This is a genomic window from Janthinobacterium sp. RA13 (assembly GCF_000745325.1).
GTDB classification, from domain to species: domain Bacteria; phylum Pseudomonadota; class Gammaproteobacteria; order Burkholderiales; family Burkholderiaceae_D; genus Janthinobacterium; species Janthinobacterium rivuli.
Genome location: NZ_JQNP01000001.1, coordinates 4060275 through 4086389 on the forward strand (window position 1 = coordinate 4060275; position 26115 = coordinate 4086389).

The following is a 26115-nucleotide window of genomic DNA, read 5'->3' on the forward strand; positions in this document are numbered from 1 at the left end:
GTCAGTCGGTAAATTGCGTGTCCAGGAACAATTGTTCCACCTTGCTTCTGGCCCACGGGGTCTTGCGCAAAAACTTCAGGCTCGACTTGATGCTGGGATCGCTGATGAAGCAATTGATATCGATGTGCTTGGCCAGGCCATCCCAGCCGTAATGGGCTTGCAGGCGCGTCACGATACCTTCCAGGGTAATGCCATTCAAATCTTGCTGACTCATAAACTCTTTCTTTCGACTGCCTTCTTGTTTACATCTTACTCAATTCTACGCCGCCGACACAGAAAGCTTGCGTGCGCCAGGTCAACGCAACGCAAGCTTCTGATGAGGACGTCTTACTTGGCGTTCAAGCCGCGGCGTTCCAGCAATGGTTCCACGGTGGCATCGCGGCCGCGGAAGTCGCGGAACAGTTGCAGCGCATCGACGCTGCCGCCACGCGACAGCAGTTTATTACGGAACCAGTCGCCATTCTTGCGCGTCAGGCCGCCGTTTTCCTTGAACCAGTTGACCGATTCCGCGTCCAGCTTTTCCGACCACAGGTAAGCGTAGTAGGCCGCCGAATAGCCGCCCGAGAAGCTGTGCGAGAAGTAACTGGTGCGGTAGCGCGGCGGCACGGGCGCGTAATCGACGCCCGCGTCTTTCAACGATGCCGCTTCAAAGGCCAGCACGTCGGTCGGGATCTGGCTTGGCGCCAACTGGTGCCAGCGCTGGTCCAGCAGGGCCGCCGACAGGTATTCCGTCGTCATGAACCCCTGGTTGAATTTCTTCGCCGCCGTCACCTTGTCGAGCAATTCCTGCGGCATGGCCGCGCCGCTCTGGTAGTGCTTGGCGTAGTTTTGCAGCACTTCCGGCCAGACGGCCCACATTTCATTGACTTGCGATGGATACTCGACGAAGTCGCTCGGCACGCTGGTGCCGGCAAAGCGCGGATATTTCACGTTCGAGAACATGCCGTGCAGCGCATGGCCGAATTCGTGGAACATGGTCGTCACTTCATCGAACGTCAATAGCGTCGGCTGGCCGGCGGGCGGCTTTGGAATATTCAACTGGTTGGCCACCACCGGATGCGTGCCCATCAAAGACGATTGCGACACGTATTCATTCATCCACGCGCCGCCATGCTTGTTGCCGCGCGCATAGAAGTCGGCGATGAACAAGGCCAGCGGCTTGCCGTTGGCGTCCAGCACGTCATACACGCGCACGTCCGGGTTGTACACCGGTAGATCTTTACGTTCCTTGAAACTGATGCCGTACAGTTTATTCGCGGCAAAGAAGACGCCGTTGTTCAGCACGCTGTTCAATTCTAGGTACGGTTTCAGTTCGTTTTCATCGAAATTGAAACGTTGCTTGCGCAGCTTGTCCGTGTAGATGGCCCAGTCGGCCGCCGCTACCTGGAAACCGCCCTTTTCCGCATCGACCACTTGCTGCAGGTCGGCCGCTTCGCGGCGCGCGTTGGCAACGGCCGGTTTCGCCAATTCCGACAGTAAGGTGTTGACGGCCGTCGTGGTCTTGGCCGTCTGGTCTTCCAGCGAGTACGCGGCGTAGTTGGCGTAACCGAGCAGGGTGGCCCGTTCGGCGCGCAGTTTGGCCAGTTTCAATACGATGGCGCGGTTGTCGAACTCGCCGCCCTGGCTGCCGCGGTTCAGCGACGCATCCATCAGGCGCTGACGCGTCTTGCGATCCGTCAATACGGCCAATGGCGGCTGGCCGCTGGTGTTCACCAGGGCGATGAGGAACTTGCCGCTTAAGCCGCGTTCCTTGGCGGCTGCGGCGGCCGTATCGATATCGCTGTCCGTCATGCCGGCCAGCTCAAGACGCGTGTCGACGACGATGCTTTTGGCATTCGTTTCCTTCAGCACGTTTTGCGCGAAGGCCGTTTCCAGGCCCGCCTGCTCGGCGTTGTAGGCTTTCAGTTTTTCCTTGTCCGCATCGGACAGCTTGGCGCCGGCGCGCACGAAATCCGTGTGATAGCGTTCCAGCAAGCGCAAGGATTCGGCATCGAGGCCCAGCTTGTCGCGCTTGGCGTACAGGGTGTCGATGCGGGTAAACAATTTCGGATTCAGGGTGATCGCGTCGCCATGCGCGGCCAGTTTCGGCGACACGTCCACTTCCACCGCTTCGAGCACACTGTTCGTGTTGGTCGACGTCATGTTGCTGAAGATGCTTTGCACTCGGTGCAGCAGCTGTCCCGTGCGCTCGAGGGCCACGATGGTGTTCTCGAACGTGGGCGCCTGGCGGTTGCTGGCAATCGCGTTGACTTCGGCCAACTGGCGTTTCATGCCTTCGGCAAACGCGGGCGCATAGTGTTCATCCTTGATCAGGCCGAACTGCGGCATCTGGAATGGCAGCGGACTCACTTTGAGCAGGGGGTTCTGGGCGCTGACGGCAGCGGCGGGCGCCGATTTTGCAGTGGCGGCAGCCATGGCGGATGGGGCGGCGTGGGCCAGCATGACGCTGGCGGCGATGACGAGCAGTTGTGGACGGATCATGACATCTTTCAGGAAGCGCGGGAAGAACCGCGATCGCGTCGCGGGCCAGTGGCAGATCATAGCAGTCTGTCACACAGGCGTCATCCAACATGGGCGATCCTGTGGTGCATCACGCCAACTGCGCGGTTTACCACGGTCTACAATCAACATCGCCAAATAAAAAAGGCTGCCAATCGCTTGGCAGCCTTTTTCATGCACCCGGCTTTGACGCCGGAATCAGACGATTTACTTGCCGTTCAGGCCACGGCGTTGCAGCAACGGCTCGATCTTCGCATCGCGGCCACGGAAGTTGCGGTAGATGTCGAGCGCATCGGCGCTGCCGCCGCGCGACAGCAGTTTAGTCCGGAACCAGTCGCCGTTCTTGCGCGTCAGGCCGCCGTTTTCCTTGAACCACTCGACCGTATCGGCATCGAGCTTTTCCGACCACAGATAGGCGTAGTAGCCGGCCGAGTAACCACCCGCGAACGCGTGCGAAAAATACGTGGTGCGGTAGCGCGGCGGCGCCGGGGCGAAATCGACGCCGGCATCCGTCAAGGCGGCTTTTTCAAACGCCAGCACGTCGGTCGGGATCTGCGCCGGGGTCAGCTGGTGCCAGCGCTGGTCCAGCAAGGCCGATGCCAGGTATTCCGTGGTCTTGTAGCCCTGGTTGAAATTGTCGGCCGCCGTCACTTTCGCCAGCAGTTCGGCCGGGATAGCCGCGCCTGTCTGGTAGTGCTTGGCGTAGTTTTGCAGCACTTCCGGCCACAGCGCCCACATTTCATTGACTTGCGACGGGTATTCGACGAAGTCGCGCGGCACGCTGGTGCCGGCGAAGCGCGGGTATATCACGTTCGAAAACATGCCGTGCAGCGCATGGCCGAATTCGTGGAACATGGTGTTGACTTCGTCAAACGTCATCAGGGTCGGCTGGCCCGCTTCCGGCTTTGGAATGTTGAGGTTATTCGCAATGACGGGCTTACGGTTCAGCAAGGTCGACTGGCCCACGTAGGCATTCGCCCAGGCGCCGCCGCGCTTGTTGCTGCGCGCGTAAGGGTCAAGCGTAAAGATGGCCAGTTGCGTGCCGTCTTCATTGAAAACGTCGTACACCAGCATGTCGGACGTGTAGACGGGCAAGTCGGTGCGCTGCTTGAACGTGAGACCGTACAACTTGCCGGCAGCAAAGAACACGCCCTTGGTCAATACGCTGTGCATTTCAAAGTACGGTTTGAGTTGCGTCTCATCAAAGTTGTAGCGTTCGGCGCGCACTTTGTCGCTATAGAAGGCCCAGTCGGCGGCGCCCACCTTGAAGCCGCCTTTGCCCGCATCGATGACCTTCTGGATATCGTCCGCTTCACGCCGGGCGTTGACGACGGCTGGCTTCGCCAGTTCGCCCAGCAGGGCGTTCACGGCGGTGGTGTCGTGCGCCGTCTGGTCTTCCAGCGAATACGCCGCGTAGTTCGGGTAGCCCATCAGCGCGGCGCGTTCGGCGCGCAGTTTCGCCAGCTCCAGCACTTCCTGAGTATTGTCGAACTCGCCGCCACGGCTGCCGCGCGCTTGCGAAGCGGCCATGATGCGTTCGCGCACGGCGCGGTTGGTCAGCAGCGACAGCGGCGCCTGGCCCGTCGTGTTGACGAGGGCGATCACGTATTTGCCGTCCAGGCCGCGCTTCTTGGCCAGGCCGGCGGCCACTTCGATGGCGGCCGGCGACAGGCCGTCCAGTTCTTCGCGCGTATCGACAACGACGGCCGAGGCGTTCAATTCCTTCAGCACGTTCTGTGCGAACTTGGTCGACAGGGCGGCCAGCTGGCCGTTGTAGGCGCGCAGCTTTTCCTTGTCCGCCGCCGACAGCTTGGCGCCCGCGCGTACAAAATCCGTGTGATAGCGTTCCAGCAAGCGTTTCGATTCGGCATCCAGGCCCAGCTTGTCGCGCTTGGCATACAGGCTGTCGATGCGCTTGAAGAGTTTGTCGTTGAGCATGATCGCGTCGCTGTGGGCCGCCATTTTCGGCGCCAGTTCGCGTTCCAGGCCCTGGATCGTATCATTCGTATTCGAGCCGGACATCACGGAAAACACGGTGCGCACGCGGCTCAGCAACTGGCCCGAGCGTTCCATGGCCACGATGGTGTTGTCGAACGTGGCCGCTTTCGGGTTATTCGCAATCGCATTGATTTCCGCCAGGTTGGCGGCCATGCCTGCCGTAAAGGCGGGCGCGTAGTCCGCGTCCTGCACCTTGTCGAACGGTGGATAGTTGAATGGCAGGCTGCTGGCCTGCGCAAACGGGTTCGAAGCAGGCAGCGCTGCGGCCGCGGTGGCGGCAAAAGCGGCGGCGGCTGGCGCCAGCATCAGGCTGGCGGCGATGACGAGCATTGTTGGACGGGTCATGTCTACTTTCAAGGAACGCAAGAGAGCCGCGATTGTGTCGCGGGCCAGCCTGAAATAATAACAGCCTGACATACTTGCGTCACCCGCAACTACCGATGGTAGCGCGCCAGCCAGTGATGAACGGTTTTCATGCGCCCCGCGTCACGATGCCGATTCAATAATGCGGCGGACGCTCGTTGACCAGCCCGCCATTCGCCTGCTGCGCCCCGTCGCGCACGTGTTCGCCCAGCTTGTGCAGCATCGCTTCGAGCTGGTCGATGCGCTTGCCCTGCTGGTACACCATCTGGTTCAGCGACTCGACCAGGTCTTCCTGCTGCGCCAGCTTGATTTCGATATCGACGAAACGTACTTCCATCTGTTCTGCATTGTCCATGGTGCTCACGGTGACTCCTGACTGAAAGCGGCATTCTACCGCCGTCACGGCGTGAGCCAGCACAAACCTCGTCCATTCCCCATCGGCCAGGCGGCGATTTCTGCCTATTCTTCCCTTATGGCTGAATCAAACCGCTTGACGAATGAGAACAAACGATTACAATGGACGTATCCACTTTGCCTGACCTGATCGACACGCGCAAGACGGCTGAATACCGCCGCTGGGAAGACTCGCTGCACGACGTGGCGGCCGCCGCCATCGATGCGCGCATCAAGCATTTGCAGCACGGTAAAAAGGGCGACTGGCGACCGGTGGGTGAAGGCGTGTGCGAGCTGCGTTTTTTACAGACAGGACCGGGCTGGCGCGTGTATTTTCACGAGACCAACCTGGGCACCCTGATCTTGCTGCTGCTCGGTGGCGACAAGTCGAGCCAGCAGCGCGACATCAAGCACGCGCAAGCGATACTGAAAACATTGAAGGCCCAACAAGCGGCCATCCGGAAGCAAAAAGCAGCAGCCAGCCCATCGACAGGAGCACGAAAGACATGAACCAAGACATTCATCACGCCACCTTCGATCTCGATGACCTGGAAGCATTAGGCCTGAGCAAATTTGATCCGACGCAACACCTGACCAGCAAGGCCGCCGTAGCCGCCTACATGAGCGAAATCGTCGCCACCGGCAATGCCGAACTGTTCCAGTCCGCCATGAACGACGTGGTGCGCGCCTACGGCATGGGCAAGGTGGCGGCCCGGGCCGACATCACGCGTGAAGGCGCCTATAAAGCCTTGCGCGAAGGCAGCAAACCGCGCTTCGAAACCATTTTAAAGATGCTCGATGCGCTGGGCATGCAGCTGGCCATCGTGCCGAAAACCACGCCCGACGGCGCCGTGGAAGCGTGAACGCCGCTTAAGCCTTCGGCGCGGCCAGCAAGGCTTTCATGCGCGCCAGACGTTCTTTCGGCGAAATCACTTCCGCCTCCGTCGGCACGGCGTCGCCCACGTCGAGTTCCATTTCCTTGATGAAGCGCGACGGGTCGCAATGGACTTGCTCGCCGGCCCGCTTGCGCTTCTTGCACCAGGTGATGTGCAAGGTGCGCTGGGCCCGCGTAATACCCACGTACATCAGCCGCCGCTCTTCCTGGATGCGTGCGGCGATGGTTTCGGCCGGCGCGTCGGGGTCGCCCTTGTGCGGCAAAATCCCCTCTTCCACGCCGACCAGAAATACGTGCGGAAACTCCAGGCCTTTCGACGCGTGCAGGGTCGACATGCGCACGGCGTCCTGCTCTTCGTCCTTGCCCTCGAGCATGGTCATCAGGGCCACCATCTGCGTCAATTCCAGCACGTTCTTTTCTTCGCCGTCGCGGTCCTTGCCGCCCCGGCCCCGTTCCTTGAGCCAGTTGACGAATTCCAGCACGTTCTGCCACTTGCTTTGCGCTTGGCGTTCCTCGAAAGCATCGTACAGATACGATTCGTAGTGGATTTCCTTCATCATGTCGTCCAGCACTTCGGCCGCGTTGTCGCCGCTGCCGGCCGCGCCGGGACGGCTGGCGCGCGATTCGAGGTCGTTGATGAAGTTGCAGAAGTCGCGCAGCGGCCCCAGCTGGCGGTCCGTCAGCTTGGCTTCGATGCCGCCTTTGAACACAGCCTGGAACAGCGAGCACTGCCACTGCCCCGAGAACGCGCCCAGCACTTCCAGGGTCGACTGGCCCACGCCACGGCGCGGCGTCGTCACGGCACGGATGAACGCCGGGTCGTCGTCTTCGTTGGCCAGCAGGCGCAGATAGCTGATGATGTCCTTGATTTCAGCCTTGTCGAAGAAACTCTGGCCGCCCGAGATCGTGTACGGGATGCGTTCCTTGCGCAAGCATTGCTCGATGATGCGCGCCTGGTGGTTGCCGCGGTACAGAATCGCGTAATCGGAAAATTTGTTCTTGCGCTCGAAATGGTCGGCCGAAATCATGATGGCGACCTGCTCCGCCTCCTGCTCGTCCGTCTGCATGCCCAGCACCTTGATCGGCTCGCCCAGGCCGTGCTCGGACCACAGCGACTTTTCAAACAGTTTCGGGTTGTTGCCGATGACGGCATTGGCCGCATTGAGCACGCGCATGGTGGAGCGGTAATTTTGCTCCAGCTTGATCACGCGCAGATCGGGGAAATCCGTTTCCAGCGTTTTCAGGTTTTCCACGGTGGCGCCGCGCCACGCATAGATCGCCTGGTCGTCGTCACCCACGGCCGTAAACATCGGCTTCTTGCCGATGCCCGTCACCATCAATTTCACCAGTTCGTACTGGCAGGTGTTCGTATCCTGATACTCGTCGACGAGCAGATAGCGCAGGCGGCGCTGCCACTTGTCGCGCACGGGGCCGTTGTTGCGGAACAGTTCCACCGGCAGGCGTATTAAATCGTCGAAATCGACGGCCTGGTAGGCGGACAGGGTTGCCACATAGCTGCGGTAGATGCGCGCCGCGTTCGCCTCATCTTCATCCTTGGCTTGCGCCAGGGCCATGTCCGGGTCGATCAGGCCATTTTTCCACAGGGACATGGCGTTCTGGATGCCACGAATGACCTGTTTATCGGTGGTAATGGCGAGATCTTGCACGAGGGAAAAACAGTCATCGCTGTCCATGATGGAAAAGCGGTCCTTCAAGCCCACGCCATTGGCTTCCTGGCGCAGGATTTTCACGCCCAGCGAGTGGAAGGTCGACACCGTCAGCTGCTTGGCCTGGCGCGGCTGTTTCAACAGCTTGGCGATGCGTTCCTGCATTTCCAGCGCCGCCTTGTTGGTGAAGGTCAGCGCGGCGATGGTGCGCGGGTCATAGCCCCGGTCTTCGATCAGATGGGCGATCTTTTGCGTGATCACGCGCGTCTTGCCCGAGCCGGCGCCCGCCAGCACCAGGCAAGGGCCGTCGAGGTAGGTAACCGCTTCGCTTTGGGGCGCATTCAGACCGAACTGTGGTGCTTTGGACATCAGGGTATTTCCGCAGGGAACAGCAGCCCATTGTAACAGCGTCGCGTGGGCTATTTGCATGGCGGACCATGCCTAAAAAACAGGCAATGGCATTGATATATCGCCATATGCCGCCATCTTGGCCCATGCAATGCGTGCGGCACGGCCACGCCTGGAGTACCATTCCGCCTATATCGCCCGTGCGCGCCCACTTACCGAATGGCAGTCCCATGAAATTTGAACACCTGATTGAAATCAACGATCCCTTGAACCCGCTGATCGACACCTTGACCCTGGAGCAAGTCTGGCGCGGCCTCGTCTTGCGTGCCGAGTCGCCCAAGCTGTTCGTGCCGCACCTCGATGAATGCCGGATCAGCGAGCGCAGCGATGCCGGTTTCGCGCGCAGCCTGCGCTATGGCGAACTGGTCATCAACGACAGGGTAGTGCTGGTGCCGCAACTGCAGGTGCGCTACGAAGTGCCGGCGCAACAGGACATCAGCGCGTCCTCGCTCGTGATGACCATCGAAATGCCCGATGAAGCGAGCCTGTGGGTGCGCTTCCAGTACGACGACGGTCACGACGCGGCCACCGACGAGGCCAACGCCCTGTATGACGACTTCCGCCGTTCCGCCTACAAGGAGTCCGATATCGATACCGTGCGCGTCATGCGCGAACTGGCGCTCGAAGGACGGCTGGATGCGGGTCTGCTGAACTAAATCAAACTCTGGCGCTGCGGCCCCACAGCTGATCGGGCCTAAACTGCAGTCCCGCCTGCTCCGCGCTGAGCACTTCGCGAATCGCGTGCAAGTCCACGCGCGTATCGCGCCGCAGCGGCACGTCCAGGCGCGCGCCGCGGGGGCCGACCAGCGACTGCACGTGCGGCGTGGTGGCGTTCAAGCCCTTGCGTGTGACGACGCCGATTTCCCCATTCAGCAGTTTGACGAAGGTGCCGACCGGATAGATGCCCAGCTCGCGCACCAGCAGCGACGCCAGCGGCGCATCGAGGGTAGCCTTGTCGGCCATCAGCATTTCGCGCAGGGCCACGTTCGGCAGCAAGGGCTGGCGGTAGCTGCGCTTCGAGACGCGCGCACAATAGCGGTCGGCCAGCATGATCAGCCGCGCGCCGATGCCGATCGCCTCGCCTTGCGTACCCAGCGGATAGCCGCTGCCATCGATGTTTTCATGGTGCTGCAGCACGGCCTGCAGCCAGACGGCGTCCGTCACGCCCGCCGCGCGCAGCAGGTCGACACCGGCTTGCGGATGGGCGCGCAAATAGGCGCGCTCCTGCGCGTCCAGCGGCCCCGCCTTGTGCTGAAAATCCGCATGGCGTTCCAGCATGCCCACATTCATGCTCAGCGCGGCCAGCACCACGCTGCGCACAACATCATCATCGAGTTTCAGAGCACGCGCCAGCAGGGCCGTGATGACGGCCGTGTCGACGCTGTGGCGTACGGCAAAGTCGCCCGCGCCCTGGTTGTGCAGGATGCAGGCCAGCGCCACGTCGGCGTCCAGTGCAACGGCCTCTTCCACCAGTTGCGCCAGCGGCGCGAGGGATGCATGGCTGCCCGCCTGCCCGGCGGCAATGGCCGGCAAGACGAGGGCCAGGCCGGCCGTGACAAGGTTCAGCATGCGCAGGGCCGACGGCGCTTCCGTGGCCGTGCGCGGCACGTCGGCGCTGGTATCGGCGATGACGCCGTGCGCCAGCAGCAATGCGATCTGGTTTTCGCTGCTGATGACATGGCCCAGCCTGGCCAGCAAGCTGCCCGTTTCGCCATGCACGTCCCAGGGCAGGGCCACGCCCAGGGCGAGTTCTCCCGCATAAATGCGCCGAATTTTCACATCGTCTCCGTGTCATCGCCAGCCGCTACCCTTTTTACCATTACGGCATGGGCGGCATATACCAATTGAAATGTTTTTTGCTTTTAATCAATATTTCAATGTGGCAGCGATGATCGCGCAATCATGTGAGCTTGTCTACAAAATTATGTAAATCATAAAGTTGCCTTCAAGGTCCCGGTGTGCAGTCGGCGCAGCCGGGCGCGTGTTCCGGGTCTTTTTCAAGGTGCAGCGCCAGCTCGCGCAAGGCCGTGCGCACGCCTTCCTCGATGACGGGGTGGTAAAACGGCATGTCAAGCATGGCCGGCACCGTCAGCTGCGCCTGGCATGCCCAGGCCAGCAAATGGCCCAGGTGCTCCGCCCGCGGGCCGATCAGCTCGGCGCCGAGAAAACGCTTGCTGCCGAATTCCGCATACACGCGCAGCAAGCCCTGGTTTTGCAGCATCACGCGGCTGCGGCCCTGGTTACCGAACGACACGGCACCGACGGCGAAACGGCCCGCGTGGCTCACGCACAATTGCTGGTACGTGGCGCCCACGGTGGCGATCTGCGGTTCCGTGAAGGCAATCGCCAACGGCGTGCGGCGCAAGCCAGGTTTGACGTCAGGAAAGCGCGCCGCGTTCTCCCCGGCGATGCGGCCCTCATCGGCCGCCTCGGGCAGCAGCGGCAGTTCGTTGTCGGCATCGCCGGCGATGAAGATGGCGCTTTTGCCGCACTGCATGGTATGCGGGTCATGCAGGGGAATGCCGTGGCGGTCGAGCTCGATTTGCGCCGTTTCCAGGCCGATCTTGTCCACGTTTGGCGCGCGGCCGATGGCGGCCAGCACATACTCGAACTGCTCGGTTTTTTCCACGCCGGCGCCATCGCTGCTGGTCAGCAGGATACCGTTGCCGTCAGGCGTTTTTTCCATGTGCGCGACCTTGGTCATGAAACGGATATCGAGTTCGCGCGCCAGCACGGCATCCGCCTCGCGCAGCACCAGCGGGTCCGTCAGCTGCGCGACTTTATTACCGCGCGCAAACAGGGTCACGCGCACGCCCAGCCGCGCCAGCGCCTGGCCCAGTTCCAGGCCGATGACGCCGCTGCCGACCACGGCCACCGAGCTGGGCAAATCCGTCCATTCGAACACGGCGTCGCTGGTGATGACACGCTCACTGGCCGCTTGCCACTCGGGCGGCACGCTGGGCGTGGAACCGGTGGCGATCACCACGCTGGCCGCTTCCACCAGCGTGTGTTCATCCACCTGCAATGTGCCGGGGGCAATAAAACGCGCATGGCCGCGCAGTTTTTCGTCGTCGGGGATGGCGTTGACGCCGTCGAGCACGAAGCCGACAAAGCGGTCGCGCTCGCTGCGCACCCTGGCCATCACTTGCCGGCCATCGATGCGCACGGGGCCCGGGTGCACGCCGAAACCGGGTGCGGCAGCCACGGCATGGGCCGCCTCGGCCGCCGCGATCAAGAGTTTGCTGGGCATGCAGCCCACCCTGGCGCAGGTCGTGCCGTACGGTCCGCTTTCGATCATCAGCACGCGCTTGCCCTGCATGCGCGCCGCCTTGTGCGCCGTCATGCCGGCCGTGCCGCTGCCGATCACGGCCACATCCACTTGTAGTGTTTTCATCGTGCTATCCATCCCACCGAGGTTGCTCACAGCGTTCGATACTACCCGTTTGCCGAAAATAAGGTTTTACTTTGCAGCAATATATGCATTAGTATAACTAATCATTTTCAAAATTTATAAGCTGAGCTAATGGGATCACTCGATTATCGCGCGCTGGCCGTGCTGGACGCCGTGGCCAGCCATGGCAGTTTCGACAAGGCCGCCCTGGCGCTGGGCATCACCCAGTCGGCCGTCTCGCAGCGCATCAAGGCGCTGGAAGACGCCAGCGGGCGATTGCTGATCATCCGTGGCCAGCCGGCCGTGCCGACGGGCCTGGGCCAGCGCCTGATCGTGCACCATCGCAACGTCAAGCTGATGGAAGCGTCGCTCGACATCGACCTGGGCAACAGCGTCAGCATGCCGGAAATCGCCATCGCCATCGATGCCGACAGCCTGGCCACATGGTTCCCCGACACCTTGTCCGCCCTGCTGGCGCCGCCGCGCTGCCAGCTCGACGTGCGCCTGGCCGACAGCGACGGCGCCTTGCAGATGGTGCGCGACGGCTCCGTGTTTGGCTGCGTGGCAGCCGAGTCCGGCACAGCGATCGACGCGGCGGCCGCCACCAGCGTCACGCCTCTGGGCACCTTGCGCTATGTGTGCGTGGCAACACCCGTGTTTGCGGGCCACTGGTTCGGCGATGGTTTTATTGCCGAAGCGGTGCAACTGGCGCCGGCCGTCGTGGGCCAGCACGGCTTGCTGGCGCGTTTCCTCGCTGAACAATTGAACCTGCGCGAACCGTTTCCGCACCATACTTTACCGGTGGAAGCGGCGCGCCGCGGCTGCGTACAGGATGGCCTCGCCTACGGCCTGATGCCGCAGCGCCTGGCCGCGCAGGCGCTGGCAACAGACCGTCTCGTGGATCTGATGCCGGGCAACACCCTGGACGTGCCGCTGAGCTGGCATGCGTGGACCCTGGACACGCCGTTTACCAAGCTGCTGTCCGAGCAGATTGTCAAGTCGGCGCGCGACTACCTGAACTAGTCAAATATCCAGCGGGTCCACTTCCAGCGACCATTTCACGCGCGACTTCATGGCGCGCAATTCCGCCAGCCATTCTTTTAAAAACGCCTGCAGGGCGGGCCGCGAGGGCGATTCCAGCAGCAGCTGGGCGCGGTCCACGTTGTAGACGCGCGTCATGCTCATGGGAATCGGGTCGTTGATGGTCACCTGCGGGTGTTCCATGCACTCTTTCGCCGCCTGCAGGAATTCGATGGCCGTCGCCAGCTCGGGCGCCTCGGCGCGCAGCAGGGCCTGGAACAGGTAGGGCGGCAGCGCCGCCTGGGCCCGCTCTTCCAGCAAGGTGGTGGCGAAGTGGTCGTAATCGTGGTTGACGACGGCGTCGTACAGCGGATGGCGCGCATAGCGCGTCTGGATCAGCACTTCGCTGACGCTGCCCCCTTCCGTCTGCGCGGCCCGCCCGGCGCGGCCCGCCACCTGCATCAGCTGCGCGAACAGGCGTTCGCTGGCCCGGTAGTCTTGGGAAAACAGGGCCGTATCCGGATTCAAAATGCCGACCAGGGTCAGCTTTTTGAAATCGTGGCCCTTGGCCACCATCTGCGTGCCGATCAGAATATCCACTTCGCCCCGGTGCACGGTGTCGAACGCTTCCTGCGCGCTGCCCTTCTTGCGCGTGGAATCGGCATCGATGCGCAAGATGCGCGCCTCGGGAAACAATTGCTGCAAGCCCTCTTCCACCCTCTGCGTGCCGCGTCCCAGCGGCTGCAGGTCGACGTTGCCGCAGGTGGGACAATGGCGGGGAATGCGCAATTCCAGGCTGCAATGGTGGCAGCGCAAGCGGTGTTCGGGCTTGTGCAGCACCATGAACGAGGTGCAACGCGTGCAATTGCTGATCCAGCCGCACGATTCGCAACAGATGACGGGGGAATAACCGCGCCGGTTCAGAAACAGCAGCGACTGCTCGCCGCGCTCCATGCGCAGTTTTAATGCCGCCACCAGGTGCGATGTCAGGCCGTCTTTCGGCTTGTCGCGCTCCATGTCGAGGATCTTGACGCGTGGCAAGACGGCATTTTTCACCGCCCGCTCGCGCAATTCCAGCTTGCGGTAGCGCCCCGTCTGCGCGTGGTGCCAACTTTCCAGCGAGGGCGTGGCCGAACCGAGCACGATGGGAATTTGCAATTGCCAGGCGCGCCACACGGCCAGGTCGCGCGCGGAATAACGCAAGCCTTCCTGCTGCTTGTAGGATGGGTCGTGCTCTTCGTCGATGACGATCAGTTTAAGTTTCGGCAACGACGCCAGGATGGCCAATCGCGTGCCGAGCACGATGCGCGCCTGGCCCTGGTGGGCGGCCAGCCAGTGCAGCATGCGCTCGCCTTCGGACAGGCTGCTGTGCAAGGTGGCCAGCATGACGCCGGGAAAGCGCGCGCGGATATTGCCTTCCAGCTGGGGCGTGAGGTTGATTTCCGGCACCAGAATCAGGATTTGCGCATCATCCTCGCGTGCCAGCACCTGGGCGCAAGCTTGCAGATACACTTCCGTCTTGCCGCTGCCCGTCACGCCGTACAGCAGGGTCGGCTTGAAACCCTGGGCGCCGCCGATGGCGTCCGCCGCTTCTTGCTGGGCGGCATTCAGGGCCGGCATGTTCAACGGCGTGCCGTCATGCGCGTCGGCCAGCTTGCCCAGTTTCTTGATGGCGCGGTCGAGCGCCACGGTGGTCAACACGCGCAAATTCTTCGGCAAACCCGGCAGCGCCACCTCGCCCAGCGGGCGCTGGTAGTAATCGGCGGCAAAGGCGGCCAGCGCCAGCCACTGTTCCGACAGGGGCGCCAGTTGGCTGCGCACGGCCAGCACATCCTTCAATTTCGCGGCGGGCACGTCGGTGCTGCTTGAGATGCCGACGATCAGCCCCATCACTTCGCGCCGGCCGAACGGCACCAGCGCCAGCTGGCCCACTTGCGGCAACGGCGCGGCGACGTCCGCATCCACCGCCGCGTTCCAGCGGTAATCGAACAGGGCGTTCAAGGGCGTGTCGAGCGCGATTTTCAGGATGCACGACGTCAAAATGCACTGCGACATGGAAGGTGGGCCTATCTGAATAAAAAATGCGCGCCGCAGGATCGATGGCGCGCGGGATGTCCGGCATCAAGCCAGCGGGCCATGATACTTGTTTCACCCATCAAACGCCTAACGGCAGGCGCGACAGCGTGTCATCGTGCCTGAAGAAAATTCTGTGGATAACTTTGTGGACAAAGCAAAATTAACTTTCAGAAAAATGTGGATAGAAAATTTCGATCGCCGTCAAGAGCGGCACGCAAGAAAAATTAAGCATTTAAAATCAAAGGCTTAAAAATTGATGCCCGGGAGGCTGGAAATCCGGGGGGCATTTCCGCCGCTGTGCATAACTGAACCATTTGTAATGTATTTATACAGAAATCAGCGGTGTTTTTCGACGCCCGAGCGGGAAAAACAGCGGCGGCATGCGGCAAAGTTGACAATTGCCGGGCAAGCGTTCGTTTTTTGCTGCCGGGCGGCGAAACATTGTTCAATTATCATGCACTGCAACATGCACTTCAGGTGAAACCTGAACATCGACGCTAAGTATCGGTTAACAAAATACTTTTCAATTTTATCCACAGAATCTGTTGATAACTTTGTGGACAATGAAGGAATAAGGCAGGCGAACGAAAGAATAACCTTATCAATAGCAACAAAGTCCGCCGGACAATGCATTTTTTATGTCTTAATAATCAAGCACTTGCAAAGCGCCCCCGGGCATGGCTTTGACGCTGCCTCTTATTTCCGCAGCAAAAAAAATTGTGCATAAGTCGGTATTTCTTGCTAGGGCGCAGCAAAGAAAAAGGCAGGCTTCCGCTGGAAAGCCTGCCTTTTCCGCCCCTGCGCCAGGGGAAAACGGATACTTACTGGCCGCTGCGCATGGCGCGGCTCATGCTGTGCACGGCTTCCACCATGGCTTCCACGGATTCGGGCGGCGTGAACTGGGAAATGCCATGGCCCAGGTTGAATACATGGCCCGTGCCAGCCGATGGCGCGCCAAAGGCGTTGAGCACTTTCGCCACTTCGGCGCGGATCTGATCCGGGCTGGCGAACAGGATGGCCGGGTCGAGGTTGCCCTGCAAGCCCACTTTATGGCCGACCAGCTGGCGCGCGCGCGTCAGGTTGACGGTCCAGTCCAGGCCCACGGCATCGGCGCCGATGTCGGCGATCTGCTCGATCCACTGGCCGCCGCCCTTGGTAAACACGATGGCGGGAATCTTCACGCCATCTTTGTCGCGTTTCAATTGCGCCACCACTTGCTGCATGTAGGCCAGCGAGAATTCCTGGTAGGCGCCATCGGCCAGCGCACCACCCCACGAGTCGAAAATCATCACGGCTTGCGCGCCGGCATCGATTTGCGCATTCAGGTACTGCGCCACGGAGGTGGCGTTAATCGCCAGAATGTGGTGCATCAGGTCCGGGCGGTTGTACAGCATCTTCTTGATGGTATGGAACTCTTTCGAGCCGCCGCCTTCCACCATGTAGCACGCCAGGGTCCACGGGCTGCCGGAAAAACCGATCAGCGGCACGCGGCCATTGAGTTCCGTGCGGATTTGCGTGACGGCCTTGAAAACATAGTCGAGCGACTCCAGGTCCGGCACCTGCAATGCCTTCACGTCCTGCTCCGTGCGCAGCGGACGCTCGAACTTCGGCCCTTCGCCATCGGCAAAATACAGGCCCAGGCCCATGGCGTCGGGCACCGTCAGGATGTCGGAAAACAGGATGGCCGCGTCGAGCGGGAAACGCTCCAGAGGCTGCAAGGTCACTTCGGTCGCGTAATCGGGATTCTTTGCCAGGCCCAGGAAGGAGCCGGCCCGCTCGCGCGTGGCGCGGTATTCGGGCAGGTAGCGGCCCGCCTGGCGCATCAGCCAGACAGGCGTGTGCTCGGTCGGCTGGCGCAGCAGGGCGCGCAGGAAAGTATCATTCTGGAGCGGAGCAAATTGTGGCATGGAAGGCAATCAATAGCTTGAAGAAGCGGTATTATCGCATCCAATCGCCGCCAAATCATTGATTCCGGTGCCGCTTTGCAGCATTTGCCACGCACACCGATGACTTTCGTTGTGCCAGCCCTTCCATTATGATGATGCACGCCGCCGCGCGCCCTGACCCTGCCTGGCGGCCCTTGATCCCCTCACTACACGGAGCCCGCATGACCTCGACCGCATCCAGCACCCCTTATGGCATCTGGCCATCGCCGATCAGCGCGGCCATCGTCGCCGCCGGCGCCTCGCCGCTGACGCAGCTGGCCCTGGGCGGTGCGGATGGGGCCGATGTATTCTGGCTGGCCGGACGCGCCAGCGAAGCGGGCCGCAACACCTTGCTGCGCCAGCGCGGCGCGCGTGTCGATGAACTGACGCCGGCACCCTTCAATGTGCGCACCCGCGTGCATGAATACGGCGGCGGCGCATATGCCGTGGCCGGCGATAGCGTGTATTTCTCGCATTTCGCCGACAACTGCCTGTACCGCGTGGCTGGCGACGCCGTGCCCGAAGCGTTCACCACGGGCGGCAATACGCGCCACGCGGATTTCGTTGTTGACGCGGCCCGTTCCCGCCTGATCGCCGTGCGCGAGCAGCATCCGGAAGCAGGCCATGCACAGCCGGAAAACTGCCTGGCCGCCGTCGGCTTCGACGGACGCGAAACGGTGCTGGCGCGCGGCCACGATTTCTATGCGGCGCCGCGCTTGTCGCCGGACGGCAGCCAGCTGGCCTGGATCAGCTGGGACCACCCGCGCCTGCCGTGGCAAGGCACGGAGCTGTGGCTGGCCGACGTGCACGCGGATGGCAGCCTCGGTTCGCCACGCCTGATCGCCGGCGGCGCGCGCGAGTCGATTTGCCAGCCGGAATGGTCGCCGAACGGCTTGCTGCATTTCGTCTCCGACAGCAGCGGCTGGTGGAATCTGTACCGCCTGCATGGCGCCGACATCGAAGCCCTGTGCCCGATGGAAGCGGAATTTGCCACGCCGCACTGGACCTTTGGCGGCAGCATGTACGGCTTCCTTTCCGACGACGAGATCGTCTGCACGTATATCCAGGCCGGCGTCAGCTACCTGGCGCAATTGAACGTGGCGGCGGCCAAGCTCGAACCGATTCCGCATCCCTACCAGGAAATCCGCGAACTGCGCGTGGGCCCCGGCTTCGTCGTGCTCTTGGGCGGCAGCCCGACCATCGCGCTGGAACTGGCGCGCATCGATTTGTCTAACCATGAGCTGGAAGTGCTGGCGCAGTCGATCACGGCGCTGCCTGCGCTCGCTTATCTGTCCGTACCGCGCAGCCTGAGTTTTGCCAGCAGCAATGGCCGCACGGCGCACGCCTTCTTCTATGCGCCGCACAACACCGACGTGCAGGCGCCGGCAGGCACCTTGCCGCCCGTCATCGTCATCAGCCACGGCGGACCCACCAGCATGGCCAGCAATACCTTGAAACTGGCGACGCAGTACTGGACCAGCCGCGGCATCGGCGTGCTTGACGTCAACTATGGCGGCAGCAGCGGCTTCGGCCGCGAATACCGCGACGCGCTGCGCGGGCAATGGGGCATCGTCGACGTGGAAGACTGCATCGCCGGCGCGCGCTACCTGGCCGCCAACGGCCTGGCCGACCCGGAACGCCTGATCATCCGCGGCGGCAGCGCGGGCGGCCTGACGACCCTGTGCGCATTGACGTTCCACGACGTCTTCAAAGCGGGCGCCAGTTACTATGGCGTCTCCGACCTGAAGGGCCTGGACAACGATTCGCACAAGTTCGAATCACGCTACACCGATTACCTGATCGCTTCGCAGCCGCAAGCCGAGGCCCTGTACCTTGAGCGCTCGCCCATCCACCACACGGATAAACTGTCGCGCCCGATGATCTTCTTCCAGGGCCTCGATGACAAGGTCGTGCCGCCGCAGCAATCGCAGCTGATGGTCGACGCCCTGCAGGTGCGCGGCGTGCCCGTCGCGTATGTCCCGCTCGAAGGCGAGGGCCACGGCTTCCGCAAGGCGGAAAACATCGTGCGCACGCTGGACGCGGAACTGTATTTTTACCAGCGCGTGTTCGGCCTGCCCGTGGCGGCCGGCGAGCCGCCCGTGCATATCGCCAATTTGCCCGCATGAACGAGCAACATGTAGAACAACATCTGCTGGACGAATTCGCCGCCCTGGAACAGCATGAGCAGATGATCCTGGCCCTGCTGGCCATCACGGGCGAACCGGTGGGCAAGCATGCCGTGTATGAACACTTGCAGCGCGCCAATGTCGTCGAACCGGACGGCACGCCATTTACCCTGGCTGTCGTCACGGGCATGCTGCAGCGACTGGCGCGCCTGGCGCTGGCCAGCGAGGTGGTGGGACGCGGTTTTGCCTGCGAAGCGAGGCTGCGCTGGCCCGCCATGCGCGCCGCCATCGAGCATCTGGTGTTTCGCGACCTGTGCCAGGCTATCGAACTGATCAACCCCGTGCGCCGCAACTGGGATGGCTATGTGGAATTGCGCAGCTACCGGCAAGGCGTGGCGCGCCTGCGCATCGCCCTGTTGCGCAATGACGAGGTGCGCCACGTGGCCGCCATTCTGGCCGCCTGCATGGCGTGCTATGAAGCGCAGCAGCTGCATCCGCTGATCGAGATTTTCGGCCGCCCGTTCGAGCCGGAAATGTTGTCTTTCGTCATGCCGCAACTGCAAGATGACATCCTGGCCGTACTGCTGGGCAACGCCCCCCGTGAACCAGGTACGGCGCACGCCATCCGCACCTACGCGCGCGCCCACCATGCGCGCCAGGCGGCCGCCGGCGACCATATCGGCGCGGCCCTGCCATTGGCCCTGGCCGAAGACGCCCTGCTGTGCGGCGAACTCGACGCGGCAGCCCGCTACCTGGCGGGCCAGCAGGGGCCGCAGGCGCTGTTTGTCGACAGCAGCATCGCCCTGTTGCGCGGCGAACATGCGCAAGCCGTGGCAGGCTTCGAAACGGCCCTGAAAGGGCTGCGCAAGGAGGCGGGCAAGCGCAAGCTGTGCTTCACGGGCATCGGCGGCCATTTGTACGTGCTGGCCCTGCTGCGCGGCAACGACGCCAAACTGCTGAAAACCGCGGAAACCTATCTCGATATCGCCCTGCACGCGCAGCCGAACCACGACAGCATCGTCTACCAGCAACTCAATACCTTGCGCCTGGTGCGTGCCGGCGTGCAGCTGGCGGAAAGCATTCCCACGCGCAGCTGGGAAACCGGGCTGCAGGCGCAGCTGTTCCAGGGCTTGCTGTACTACTGGCTGGCTCTGCCGCAACTAGCCGAACGCAAGGACCAGCTGCGAGCGCTGGTTCAGCAGGCGGACGCGGCCGGCTACGACCTGATCGCGGCGCAGGCGGCCGGCTTGCTGGGCTTGATGGGCGAGCCGCAGCAGGAGCGCTATGCCACAGCCAAGCGGGCGCAACATGGCTTGACGGACATGGCGCCGTGGTTCGAGCGCCAGGAAGCGTGGCAGCGCCAGCTGAGCGCGCTCATCAACCTGCAGCAGAACGCGCCCGCCGAAGCGCTGGGCGGCGTCTCGCGCCTCGTCTGGCTGGTGGCGTTCGACCCGCGCTTTGGCCTGACGGCCGTGGAAGTGCGCGAGCAGAAACGCGATGCACGGGGCGGCTGGAGCAAGGGCCGCGCCATGGGTCTCAAACGCCTGGCCGAAGAGGCGGGCGACATCGATTTCCTCACGCCGCAAGACGCCCGCGCGGCGGGCAGCATCGCACCGTTCAAACAATATTATTCGTCGGCGCCGCGCTATGAAATCGAGCTGGACAAGGCCGCCATCTTGCTGGTGGGCCACCCGCTCGTCTTCTGGCTCGATCACCCCGACACGCGCGTGGAACTGATCGCCGGCGCGCCCGAGCTCCTGATCAAATCGCACGAGGGACAGCTGTGGCTGGGCATGCAGCCGCCATTGCCCGACAGCGGCAGCAATGTCGTGGTGCAGCGCGAGACGCCAACGCGCTTGCGCGTGGTGCACATCCTCGACGAGCACCGGCGCATCGGCGCCATCGTGGGCCTGGGCCTGTCCGTGCCCCTGCATGCGGAAAAACAGGTGATGCAGGCCATCGGCGCCATCTCGTCCATGGTCACCGTGCAATCGGATATCGGCGGCGGCGCCGGCGACGCGGAAGCGATCACGGCCGACCACCGCCTGCACGTGCATTTGCTGCCCTACCAGCAAGGCCTGAAAATGCAGATTTTAGTCCGGCCACTGCTCGACAACGGCGCCTATTACGCGCCGGGCAGCGGCGCCGAAAGCGTGTTTGCCGATGTGGCAGGCCGGGCCGTGCAAGCGCGGCGCGACCTGAACGCGGAACGCGAAGCGCAGCGCCAGCTCATCGGGCGCTGCCTGGTGCTGGAAGAGGCGCAAGAGGAGCATGGCGAGTGGCTGCTGGGCCAGCCTGCGCTGGGCTTGCAACTGCTGCTGGAATTGCAGGCGCTTGATCCCGCCGGCATGGTATTGGCGTGGCCCGAAGGCGAAACCATGCGCGTGTCGAAACGCATCGACAGCGGCCAGATGCGCTTGAACATCAAGAGCGAGAAGGACTGGTTTGCCGCCAGCGGCGAAGTGCAGATCGATGAAGACAAGGTGATGGATTTGCGCGCCCTGCTCGACTTGATGCAGAACAATAAAAGCCGCTTCGTGGCCCTGGGCGACAACCAGTTCCTCGCACTCAGCGACGAACTGCACCGCCGGCTGTCCGAGCTGGCCGCGTATGGCGAGGCACATGCCGATGGCGTGCACATCCACCCGCTGGCCGCCTTCGCGCTGGAAGAGCTGGCCAACGATGCGGGCGGCGTGAAGGCCGGCAAATTGTGGCGCGAACACTTGTTGCGCCTGCGCGCCCTCGACGACTATCAACCGCAACTGCCCAGCACCTTGCAAGCGGACTTGCGCGACTACCAGCTGGCCGGCTACGAATGGCTGGCGCGCCTGGCGCACTGGGGCGTGGGCGCCTGCCTGGCCGACGACATGGGACTCGGCAAGACTTTGCAGGCGCTGGCGCTGATCCTGGCGCGCGCGCCGAACGGCCCCACCCTCGTTGTCGCGCCCACGTCCGTCTGCATGAACTGGATCAGCGAAGCGCAGCGCTTCGCGCCCACCTTGAACATCAAGCTGTTCGGCAGCGGCGACCGCGCCGACATGCTCGATACCTTGCAACCGTTCGACGTGGTGGTGGCCAGCTACGGCTTGCTGCAGCAGGAAGCGGCGCTGTTTGCCGGCGTGCGCTGGCATACGATCGTGCTTGACGAAGCGCAAGCGATCAAGAACGGCGCCACCAAGCGCTCGCAAGCCGTGATGGCCTTGCAAGGCGATTTCCGCATGGTGGCCAGCGGCACGCCGCTGGAAAATCATTTGGGCGAATTGTGGAATCTGTTCCGTTTTATTAACCCAGGTTTGCTGGGCACCCTCGACCAGTTTAATTTGCGCTTTGCCGGTCCCATCGAGAAGGATCAGGACAAGCGGGCGGCGGCCGGCGCGCGCTTGCGCTTGCGCCGCCTGATCGCGCCATTCATCTTGCGCCGGACCAAGACGCAAGTGCTGTCGGAGCTGCCATCGCGCACAGAAATCGTGCTCGAAGTGGAATTGTCGCCGCAGGAAACGGCGCTGTACGAATCCTTGCGCCGCGAAGCGCTGGAAAAACTGGCCATGGTGGAAGGGCCGGCCTCCAAGAAGGCGATCCAGATTCTGGCCGAGATCATGAAGCTGCGCCGCGCCTGCTGCAATCCGCAACTGGTGGCGCCCGAGCTGGGCCTGGCCAGCAGCAAGCTGGCCGCGTTCGCCCAGTTGCTGTCGGGTTTGCTGGAAAACCGCCACAAGGTGCTTGTCTTCAGCCAGTTCGTCGACCATCTGACCCTCATTCGCCAGCACCTGGAGCAGCATGGCGTCAGTTACCAGTATCTCGACGGCAGTACGCCCATGCAGGAGCGCAAGCGCCGCGTCGATGCCTTCCAGGCGGGCGAAGGCGATGTCTTCCTGATCAGCCTGAAGGCGGGCGGCATGGGCATCAATCTGACGGCCGCCGATTACGTGATCCACATGGACCCGTGGTGGAACCCGGCCGTGGAAGACCAGGCTTCGGACCGCGCCCACCGCATGGGGCAATTGCGTCCCGTCACCATTTACCGGCTGGTGGCCAAGCACACGATCGAGGAAGGCATCGTCGAATTGCATCAGCACAAGCGCGACCTGGCCGACAGCTTATTGGAAGGCAGCGACACGGCCGCGCGCATGTCGGCCCATGACATGCTAGGCATGCTGCAAGAGGGCTTGAAAAAATGAACGGCGAAGCCGCGTTCCATGCGATGATCGTTTTTCCGTTTTTCTTTCCTGCCCCATGACCGACTATATCGCCACCAGCGCCGGCCAGCGCGCCACTTTTTTGTGCGGCAAATCCTGGACCGCCTACGTCAGCACTTTCCTCATTGCCGTGCTGCTGTTTTTTGCCGCCCTGCCGCTGGCCTTCAAGTACAACGCGCGCGCCGCCTTCGTCGTGCTGATCGGCTCGGCCCTGATCGTCGGCTACCGCCTGCTGACGATCCGCAGCTACCAGCTGTACCTCGATGAGGCGGGCGTGTGGCTGGCCTCCGGTATCTTGCCGTGGAAAAAGAAACTCACGGGCGTGAAATGGCGCGACATGGATGAAGCCGTCTATGAAACGAACTTCTGGAGCTGGCTGTTCCAGTCCTACACGGTGCGCGTCAGCCAGCGCTACACGCAGGAAACGGAAATCCACGCCACCGGCATGGCGCGCGGCAAGGATGCCGTGGCGGCCATCAATGCGCGTCAGCAGGAACTGCTGCACGGCAACGCCATCGTCGTCTAGCGCCGCGCGCTCCCGGCGCAAAAAACTGCGCAGCGGCGGCAATTAATGCTAATCTTTGGGCCGCCCAGGCAAGCAAGGCCAACCTTTCAATAGTTGTTTGTTACTTATATTATCAGTTAATTATTTTCTGATGAGGACAAACGACAAAATATTCAAGAGATAAACTATGCTGATAAAAAATAAAGTTGCGCTCGCCGCATTGATGATGGCGTTTACCCTGACACCGGCCAGCGCCGCCAAGAAGCCGCAGAAAAACGGCAAGGCCAGCACCAGCAGCAGCAAGAAGAAAACCGTCGGCAAGAAAGCGGCCGTCGTGACGGCTGCCACGGCAGCCACGGTCGCGGCCGTCGCCAGCGAAAACAGCAGCGACCGCTCCATGAATAACCTCAGCGGCCAGTTCCTCACGGCCCTGTGGCGCCTGGATCCGGAAAGCGCGATTTCGGTCGGCAAGTACGATGGCGCCGCCAACCTGAGCATTCCCGACGCGGCCAGCCGCCAGAAGCAACTGGCCTTCATCGAAGAATGGCTGGGCAAGTTCGGCAAGCTGAATGCCGGCAAAATGTCGGACAAGCAACGTACCGACCTGGCCTTGCTGACGAATAAACTGCAATCGGACCGCTGGTATCTGACCACCTTCCGCGAATTCGAATGGAATCCCGCCCAGTACAACGTGGCCGGTTCCATCGACTTCATCCTGAACACGGAATACGCGGCCCAGCCGCAGCGCCTGCGCACCTTGCTCAAGCGCATCGCCACCGTGCCGCAATACTATGCGGCCGCGCGCGCCAGCATCGTCAACCCCACGCGCGAACACACACAGCTGGCCATCGCCCAAAGCGCCGGCGTGCTCAGCGTGCTTGACGACCTGAACAAGACGGCGCAGGGCTCCATCCTGACGCCAACGGAAAAACAGCTGTACAACGCGCGCATCGCCGCGGCCCGCACGGCCGTGCAAGGCTACGCGGCCTGGCTGACGGAACAAGATGCGGCACTGGCGCAGAACGGCAACGCGCGCTCCTTCCGCATCGGCAAGGAGCTGTACGAACAGAAATTTACCTACGATATCCAGGCCAGCGTGAGCGCCGAGCAGATGTACCAGAAAGCCCTGGCCGCGCGCGAAAAGCTGCTCGAGCACATGGATAGCCTGTCCGACGAGCTGTGGGTGAAAACCATGGGCGCCACGGCCAAGCCGGCGGACCGCACGGCGAAGATCGGCATGGTGATCGACAAGCTGTCCAGCAACCACGTGGCAGCCGCCGATTTCGTGCCGGAAATCCGCCGCCAGATTCCCGAACTGCAGGCATGGGTCACCAGCCACAACCTGCTGACGATGGACCCGAAAAAGCCCCTGGTCGTGCGTGAAACTCCGGCCTACCAGCGCGGCGTGGCCGGCGCCAGCATCGAGGCGCCCGGCCCGTATCGCCCGCAGGACCGCACTTATTACAACGTGACGCCGCTCGATGGCGAAACGCCGGAACAGGCGGAAAGCAGCTTGCGCGAATACAACCACTGGATCTTGCAGATCCTGAACATTCACGAAGCCATTCCCGGCCACTACACGCAGCTCGTGTACGCCAACAAGTCGCCGTCCTTGGTCAAGTCCATCTTCGGCAATGGCGCCATGATCGAAGGCTGGGCCGTGTATGGCGAGCGCATGATGCTCGAATCGGGCTATGGCAACAACGCGCCGGAAATGTGGCTGATGTACTCGAAGTGGAACTTGCGCAGCGTCACCAACACCATCCTCGACTACAGCGTGCACGTGCTGGGCATGACGGAAGCGCAAGCGCTCGACCTGCTGACGCGCCAGGCCTTCCAGACCCAGCGTGAAGCCAAGGAAAAATGGCGCCGTGTGCAGCTGAGCTCGGTGCAACTGACCAGCTATTTCAGCGGCTACAGCGAAATCATGGACTTGCGCGAACAGCGCAAGCAGGCGCTGGGCAACAAGTTCGTGCTGAAGGATTTCCACGAACAATTCCTCAGCTACGGCAGCGCGCCCGTGAAAGTCATCAAGGAACTGATGAATTAAGCGGTACGCCTTCATACCTTGCAAAGGGCGCTGCGGCACCCTTTTTGCATGCGTTTGCGCCATCGCAAACTACCGGCATGCCGGTCCATTAAGCTGACGGGAAGGCAGGCGCCACCGCACTCCTCACTGGCAATTGCCGATTTTCCTGCTACGCTGGATTCAGGAGCGTCCATGCATATGCCCATCCAGTTCGACACCCTCGATTACGCCAAACGCCTCGCCTCGGCCGGCGTGCCCACGCAGCAGGCGGAAGCCCATGCCACGGCCTTGGGCGAAGTACTGGGCTCGGCCGTGGTCGTGCATGGCGAACTGGCGGCGCTGGAGCGCAATCTGCTGGGGGAAATCAAGCTGGCGGCGCAAAAGGTCGATACCAGAGTGGATGCGCTGGAACTGAAATTCGATACCAGAATAGATGCACTGGAGCAAAAATTCGACGCCCGCCTGGAACGCATGGACTTGCGCCATGGCGCGGACATGAAACACGTCTATTGGATGATGAGCACCCTGATCCTGCTCAACCTGGGCATACTCAGCAAACTGATGCTGCAGTGAGCACCTAGCAACTTTCCTGACAAAAAAAGCCGCTGCTCCCGAGGAAGTCAG

The 26115-nt window shown here is 62.2% G+C and carries 18 protein-coding genes; 9 read left to right on the forward strand and 9 right to left on the reverse strand.

The genetic code is table 11. The features are described from left to right. Position 1: 1 nt before the first annotated feature. The 4 genes from FG13_RS17965 to FG13_RS17980 form a co-directional block, all read right to left on the reverse strand. Positions 2–214, reverse strand: coding sequence for a VF530 family DNA-binding protein (locus tag FG13_RS17965; RefSeq protein WP_034753881.1), 213 nt, complete (start codon positions 212–214; stop codon positions 2–4). Positions 215–327: 113 nt separating this feature from the next. Next, on the reverse strand, positions 328–2481 hold the full coding sequence (locus FG13_RS17970; RefSeq protein ID WP_035823072.1) for a M3 family metallopeptidase: 2154 nt from the start codon (positions 2479–2481) through the stop codon (positions 328–330). 225 nt (positions 2482–2706) lie between these two features. Continuing rightward, on the reverse strand, positions 2707–4842 hold the full coding sequence (locus tag FG13_RS17975; RefSeq protein WP_235211763.1) for a M3 family metallopeptidase: 2136 nt from the start codon (positions 4840–4842) through the stop codon (positions 2707–2709). A 154-nt stretch (positions 4843–4996) separates the two neighbouring features. Beyond that, positions 4997–5215, reverse strand: coding sequence for a SlyX family protein (locus tag FG13_RS17980; RefSeq protein WP_034753936.1), 219 nt, complete (start codon positions 5213–5215; stop codon positions 4997–4999). Between the two features lie 161 nt (positions 5216–5376). On the opposite strand from FG13_RS17980, the gene FG13_RS17985 reads away from it, so the two are divergent. Both FG13_RS17985 and FG13_RS17990 read left to right on the forward strand, forming a co-directional pair. Then, on the forward strand, positions 5377–5763 hold the full coding sequence (locus tag FG13_RS17985) for a type II toxin-antitoxin system RelE/ParE family toxin (RefSeq protein ID WP_235211764.1): 387 nt from the start codon (positions 5377–5379) through the stop codon (positions 5761–5763). Then, a complete protein-coding gene (locus FG13_RS17990; RefSeq protein ID WP_051959207.1) occupies positions 5760–6116 on the forward strand; it encodes an addiction module antidote protein in 357 nt (118 codons plus the stop codon). The genes FG13_RS17985 and FG13_RS17990 overlap by 4 nt, the downstream gene beginning before the upstream one ends. Positions 6117–6123: 7 nt before the next feature. Here FG13_RS17990 and FG13_RS17995 read toward each other — a convergent pair whose 3' ends face one another. Further along, positions 6124–8184: a UvrD-helicase domain-containing protein gene (locus FG13_RS17995; protein ID WP_051959209.1), complete on the reverse strand. Its 2061-nt coding sequence runs from the start codon at positions 8182–8184 to the stop codon at positions 6124–6126. 209 nt (positions 8185–8393) lie between these two features. Between FG13_RS17995 and FG13_RS18000 the strand changes: the two genes are divergently transcribed. Then, positions 8394–8879: an SRPBCC family protein gene (locus FG13_RS18000; RefSeq protein ID WP_035823075.1), complete on the forward strand. Its 486-nt coding sequence runs from the start codon at positions 8394–8396 to the stop codon at positions 8877–8879. A gap of 1 nt (position 8880) precedes the next feature. Here the strand turns inward: FG13_RS18000 and FG13_RS18005 are convergent, their stop codons facing one another. Both FG13_RS18005 and FG13_RS18010 read right to left on the reverse strand, forming a co-directional pair. Further along, positions 8881–10002, reverse strand: a complete 1122-nt coding sequence (locus tag FG13_RS18005; protein ID WP_235211765.1) for an HD-GYP domain-containing protein — start codon at positions 10000–10002, stop codon at positions 8881–8883. 166 nt (positions 10003–10168) lie between these two features. Next, positions 10169–11617, reverse strand: coding sequence for a dihydrolipoyl dehydrogenase (locus tag FG13_RS18010; protein ID WP_035823078.1), 1449 nt, complete (start codon positions 11615–11617; stop codon positions 10169–10171). Between the two features lie 129 nt (positions 11618–11746). Between FG13_RS18010 and FG13_RS18015 the strand changes: the two genes are divergently transcribed. After that, on the forward strand, positions 11747–12637 hold the full coding sequence (locus FG13_RS18015; RefSeq protein WP_035823079.1) for an ArgP/LysG family DNA-binding transcriptional regulator: 891 nt from the start codon (positions 11747–11749) through the stop codon (positions 12635–12637). On the opposite strand, the gene FG13_RS18020 is transcribed toward FG13_RS18015, so the two are convergent. Beyond that, entirely contained in the window at positions 12638–14689 is a 2052-nt protein-coding gene (locus FG13_RS18020) for a primosomal protein N' (protein WP_035823080.1), read from the reverse strand. A gap of 842 nt (positions 14690–15531) precedes the next feature. Then, positions 15532–16617, reverse strand: a complete 1086-nt coding sequence (gene hemE, locus FG13_RS18025; RefSeq protein WP_035823084.1) for a uroporphyrinogen decarboxylase — start codon at positions 16615–16617, stop codon at positions 15532–15534. Between the two features lie 200 nt (positions 16618–16817). Here hemE and FG13_RS18030 point away from each other — a divergent pair, with 200 nt between their 5' ends. The 5 genes from FG13_RS18030 to FG13_RS18050 all read left to right on the forward strand — a co-directional run bounded on the left by FG13_RS18030 (position 16818) and on the right by FG13_RS18050 (position 26064). Beyond that, positions 16818–18761 (forward strand): dipeptidyl-peptidase 5, encoded by a 1944-nt coding sequence (locus tag FG13_RS18030; RefSeq protein ID WP_035823086.1) that lies wholly within the window; start codon positions 16818–16820, stop codon positions 18759–18761. Then, positions 18758–22939, forward strand: a complete 4182-nt coding sequence (locus FG13_RS18035; protein WP_035823088.1) for a DEAD/DEAH box helicase — start codon at positions 18758–18760, stop codon at positions 22937–22939. Before FG13_RS18030 ends, FG13_RS18035 begins: the two co-directional genes overlap by 4 nt. 55 nt (positions 22940–22994) lie before the next feature. Further along, positions 22995–23483 (forward strand): hypothetical protein, encoded by a 489-nt coding sequence (locus FG13_RS18040; protein ID WP_035823090.1) that lies wholly within the window; start codon positions 22995–22997, stop codon positions 23481–23483. A 169-nt stretch (positions 23484–23652) separates the two neighbouring features. Continuing rightward, positions 23653–25512 (forward strand): DUF885 domain-containing protein, encoded by a 1860-nt coding sequence (locus FG13_RS18045; protein ID WP_035828437.1) that lies wholly within the window; start codon positions 23653–23655, stop codon positions 25510–25512. Between the two features lie 171 nt (positions 25513–25683). Continuing rightward, on the forward strand, positions 25684–26064 hold the full coding sequence (locus FG13_RS18050) for a hypothetical protein (RefSeq protein WP_035823091.1): 381 nt from the start codon (positions 25684–25686) through the stop codon (positions 26062–26064). Positions 26065–26115: the final 51 nt, after the last annotated feature.